A 4,493-nucleotide genomic window follows, 5' to 3' on the forward strand; every position below is an offset into this window, starting at 1 on the left:
TTTCCGTAATCATGGCGCTTTTCATGAAGACTGTGTGAATATTATAATGAAGGATCTTATTCACCTGATGAATCCTAAATATATTGAGGTAACAGGACTTTTTACTCCGCGTGGTGGCATATCCATTTATCCTTATGCTAACTATGGACGCCCGGGTACGAAGTATGAGGGCATAGCTGAACAACGATTAATGAATAGAGAATAAAAAGAGATAGGGGTGATTTTTCGGAACACCCCTTATTTATATGAATATCACTTCTTGATTATTACCAGTTCGGTAGCTTTCAGGATTTCCCCACCTTCAATCTTTTCTTTGATACATGTTACTTCTACACTGTCCTCCAGTAATACACCGGGAACTTTATCCGGATTGGCATCCATAGTGCTGATGTTTATTGTATCACCTTTTCCCGTAATCAGAGTGATATTATTCATTGTAGCATCGTAAACGATTCCATTGACTATTTGAGGACGATTCTCTTGTTTACAAGAACTGATACTTCCTGCAAGGACAGCAAGAACGAAGAGATAAATTAACTTTTTCATATATAATAGCTTTTCGTGATAATTGTTGAATGCAAATATATGACTATTTCTAAGAAAATATTGATAATCACAGGGAAAGTCTTTCTTTTCATGAACTAAATGCTGCTTTTCTGTGTTTTAATACAGTCAAGTTATGCAATCATGAGAATACTACATATTAGATATCTTTTACTTATTTTCCTTTTATCTTTCTCTGCTCTGGCGTCTGCTGATGATAAGAAAGAGAATTCTGGTACCGATTTGCTGATTATCAGTAGTTATGTATCGGGTGCCCCATGGAGTCAGACTATCATTTCACACATCATGCAGAAAGAGTATGACCGGAAGGATGTGAGTATGAATGTGGAGTACATGAATATCCTGACGATAGAAACTCCTGAGATACTGAACCAATATAAAGAAAATCTTTTTTCAACTTATGGTAACAACCCGCCTAAAGCAGTGTTGATGTTGGGAAATGCTCCTTTGATATTACGTGATGATATGCGTAGACACTGGGGAGATATACCTTTGATAGTATGTGCTGAAAGTAGATATATAGGGCCGGATTCTACTTATATGTACAATCAGATTATTCCATATAAAGATCGTATCTACTTGAAAGATCTGCGTAATGAGTATAATATGACTTTTCTTGCTGCACGTGCTTTTATACCGGAAAGTGTCCAGTTGCTGCGTCGTATGATTCCGAAGATGAAGAGTTTACTGTTAATAGGTGATCAGACTGACCGTGACATTGATTATGACCAGCAACTCTCAGAGTTGATTAACACTGAATATACAGATATTAATTATAAGTTTTTATCGGCAGCTGCTTGGAGTCCGGACCAGTTGTTGGATACATTGCGACAAGTGGTTCCGGAGGAAACCGGTATTTTGTTCGCTTCATGGTTCCACAAACGAATGTTTGCGGGCAATATGCTTATGATGGCAAACTCTTATAAGGTGATTGCCAATTCTACATTGCCTTGTCCATTTTTTGCATTATCTTCTTCTATTTCAAGTATTGAAGAAGATGGGACTATAATAGGAGGGTGTGTATATGATATGAACCTGTACTGTGAGGAAATTGTGAAGATGATTAATGCTGTAGCTGATGGAAAACAGGCACGGGATATCCCGTATTATGATCCGAAGCCTATGGTTCTTTTCAACTATCCTTATATGGTCGATTTTGGTTTGTCTCCTAAAAATTGCCCTCCGGGAACCATTTACTTGAATGCTCCTCCTACTTTCTTTGAAAAATATCGGTCTGCCTTGGTAGTAGGAAGTATTGTTTTATTGTTGGTTGTTCTCTTTTTCCAACTTCGGCGAAATAAGATTTTGGAACAACTTCAGTTGGTTGAACAGAATCAGCGCTTCACTCACTCCAAAATGGCTATGGCATTGGAGGTTGTTGATTTACTACCCTGGCAATGGGATTTACGGACGGATGAAATCACATATAGTTCTTACAAACCAATAGAACAGGGTAAAAAAGAAGTTTCGGAAATGACCTATACGACTGATATTAACGACTATCTAACTTTTGTTTGTGAAGAAGATAGAGAACGTATCCGACAGGTTTTTAAGGATGTACGCGCTAATAAAGTTGATAGAATAAAGGAAGAATATCGCGTCCATCGTCCAGGTAAACCATATGATTCGGAAGACTGGATGGAAGCACGTGCTTTTGTTGAACAATATGATGAAAAGGGAAACCCCTTGATCGTGGTGGGATCATCATTGTTTATTACAGAACGTAAAATAGCAGAACGCGAACTGATTGCTGCCAAAGAGCGTGCGGAAGAATCCAACCGTCTGAAATCTGCCTTTCTTGCTAATATCAGTCATGAAATCCGCACTCCGTTGAATGCAATTATTGGCTTCTCCAGTATATTGGCTATGACTGAAGATGAAGAAGAGAAGAAGGAGTATGTCAGCATCATAGAGAAGAATAATGGAATCTTGCTGCAACTTATCAATGATGTTCTGGATTTATCTAAGATTGAGGCTGGAGTTCTTGATTTGTATTATTCGGAATTTGGATTAAATGGAGTGTTAGCGACTTTGAAGGGAGTTGTTGAGTCTCGTTTGCAGGATAGGGTTGATCTGATTTTTGAGCCGGGGATGCCGGATGATTATGTTGTTTATTCAGAGAAAAACAGACTTCAACAATTGGTTTTGAACTTCCTGACTAATGCTTGTAAATTTACATCGACCGGCAGCATTCGCTATGGCTATGAAGTGCGTGACAAAGACATCTATTATTATGTAACTGATACGGGAACTGGTATTCCGGAAGATAAACTCCATCTTATATTCGAACGTTTCATCAAGTTGGATAGTTTTAAACAGGGCACCGGTTTAGGTTTGCCTATTTGCCAGCTCATTATTCAGAATATGGGAGGCGAAATCGGAGTGAATTCTAAATTGGGAGAAGGTTCTACATTTTGGTTTACGCTTCCCCTCAAACCAAAACAGTAAGAGGGGATAACGTTGCTTCTATATGACAGCTTTATTTTCAATTAAGTTCTTCAATCGAACCAAGGCTTCGATATAATAATAGTCTGCATAAATGATGGCGGCATCTATTTCTGAATTATTCGGCAAGTGTCCGGTGGAGTGGAGGAGGAATGCCGGCTTGCTTTTGCCGCATTGATACTTGTCCGAACTCAGGCTTGCCAACATTTTTATAGCTGCATTCTTATATTCTTCTCCTTTTTTGCCAGGCAGGTAAGTGGAGAGTTCCAGTAAAGCCGATGCGGTTACACTTGCAGCGGAGGCATCACGTGGGACATTCGGGATATTGGGGTCATCAAAATCCCAGTAAGGCACATAGTCTTCCGGCAATCTTTCTAAATATACATCTGTTACTTTCTGTACAAAATCCAGATATCGTGGATCTAATGTTTCCCTGTAGACTACTGTATATCCATAGATAGCCCACGCCTGTCCGCGTGCCCACATGGTATTGTCTGCATATCCCTGATGTGTAACTCCTTTTATGAAGTCGCCCGTCAAAGTATCATAGACAGCGACATGATAGGAAGTGTAGTCGGGACGGAACTGATATTTCATAGTCTTGTCGGCATGCGATACGGCTATGTCTGCCAGATATGGGTTTCCTCCATTCTTGGCAGCCCAGAAAAGCATTTCCAGGTTTATCATATTATCCATGATCGTATTGTGTCCACCGAACATTTCTATATTGCGTGGCCATGAAAGTATGGTACCTACACGGGGTCTGAACAAAGTTGCCAGTGAATCTGCTGTATCTAGAATCACTTGTTTGTATTCCGGATTATGTGTCAACCGATATCCATTGCCGTAGCTGCAAAAGATCAGAAAACCTAGGTCATGGTCGTATGCCGGAATCTGTGACAGGAACTTCAACGGTTCGGTGAATTTCTCTGCTTCCTCCTTTATGGCTGCTTTACCGGTATATTCGTAATCATACCATAACACTCCCGGCCAGAAACCACTGCACCATTCATCCTTTGTTGCTTTTCGGCAATGCCAGGTGTTGAGGCTGTCCATGATGTTACGGGGCATCATCGAGTAGTCGATAGTACCTTCTGCCGCTTTTAGTTCTGTTAAAGTGCGTTGTACCTGGGCGTCACAGTAATCCAGCGCCTCATATACATCCACATCCATTCCTTTCTCGGGCATGTTGCAAGCTGTAAACATGCACAGGCATGCACCGAACAGTAGTTCTTTTGTTTTCATATAATCAGTCTTTTTATTTATCTATGTGAAACCAGTCGGCATCTACCCATCCCCGTTCCTTACCATAAGGAGTGGTACTGAATAGCCCTACTTTGGCACCTATCCATTTTCCCTGACGGGCTGTGAAAGGCATACCTATTGCTTTATATTTCTTACCATCCAGGCTGTAATAGAAGTGGCAGATGCCGCCTTTCTCTATTTTTGCCCGTAGATAGATGTCTCTTTCGTAGTTGGGTAAC

At 40.4% G+C, this 4,493-nt stretch carries 5 protein-coding genes; 2 read left to right on the forward strand and 3 right to left on the reverse strand.

Annotation, left to right across the window (positions count from 1 at the left end; all coding sequences use genetic code 11):
- A partial coding sequence (locus BACCELL_RS17860; protein ID WP_007213371.1) for a preQ(1) synthase occupies window positions 1-205 on the forward strand: 205 nt, incomplete at its 5' end.
- 47 nt (window positions 206-252) lie between these two features.
- Here the strand turns inward: BACCELL_RS17860 and BACCELL_RS17865 are convergent.
- The gene (locus BACCELL_RS17865) at window positions 253-546 is read right to left on the reverse strand and encodes a hypothetical protein (RefSeq protein WP_007213372.1); all 294 of its coding nucleotides are present in this window, start codon (window positions 544-546) and stop codon (window positions 253-255) included.
- 141 nt (window positions 547-687) lie between these two features.
- Between BACCELL_RS17865 and BACCELL_RS17870 the strand changes: the two genes are divergently transcribed.
- Window positions 688-3,012: a sensor histidine kinase gene (locus BACCELL_RS17870; RefSeq protein ID WP_007213373.1), complete on the forward strand. Its 2,325-nt coding sequence runs from the start codon at window positions 688-690 to the stop codon at window positions 3,010-3,012.
- Between the two features lie 18 nt (window positions 3,013-3,030).
- Here BACCELL_RS17870 and BACCELL_RS17875 read toward each other — a convergent pair whose 3' ends face one another.
- Both BACCELL_RS17875 and BACCELL_RS17880 read right to left on the reverse strand, forming a co-directional pair.
- Complete coding sequence (locus tag BACCELL_RS17875) at window positions 3,031-4,254, reverse strand: glycoside hydrolase family 88 protein (protein WP_007213374.1); 1,224 nt, start codon at window positions 4,252-4,254, stop codon at window positions 3,031-3,033.
- 13 nt (window positions 4,255-4,267) lie between these two features.
- On the reverse strand, window positions 4,268-4,493 hold a 226-nt coding region (locus BACCELL_RS17880; RefSeq protein ID WP_007213375.1), incomplete at its 5' end, for a beta-xylosidase family glycoside hydrolase.

It is taken from the genome of Bacteroides cellulosilyticus DSM 14838 (assembly GCF_000158035.1).
GTDB lineage: Bacteria > Bacteroidota > Bacteroidia > Bacteroidales > Bacteroidaceae > Bacteroides > Bacteroides cellulosilyticus.

What these genes read in the sequence shown, in the direction of transcription:
- BACCELL_RS17865 (WP_007213372.1), bottom strand. Translation starts at nt 546, where the DNA reads ATGAAAAAGTTAATTTATCTCTTCGTTCTTGCTGTCCTTGCAGGAAGT.
- BACCELL_RS17870 (WP_007213373.1), top strand. Translation starts at nt 688, where the DNA reads ATGAGAATACTACATATTAGATATCTTTTACTTATTTTCCTTTTATCT.
- BACCELL_RS17875 (WP_007213374.1), bottom strand. Translation starts at nt 4,254, where the DNA reads ATGAAAACAAAAGAACTACTGTTCGGTGCATGCCTGTGCATGTTTACA.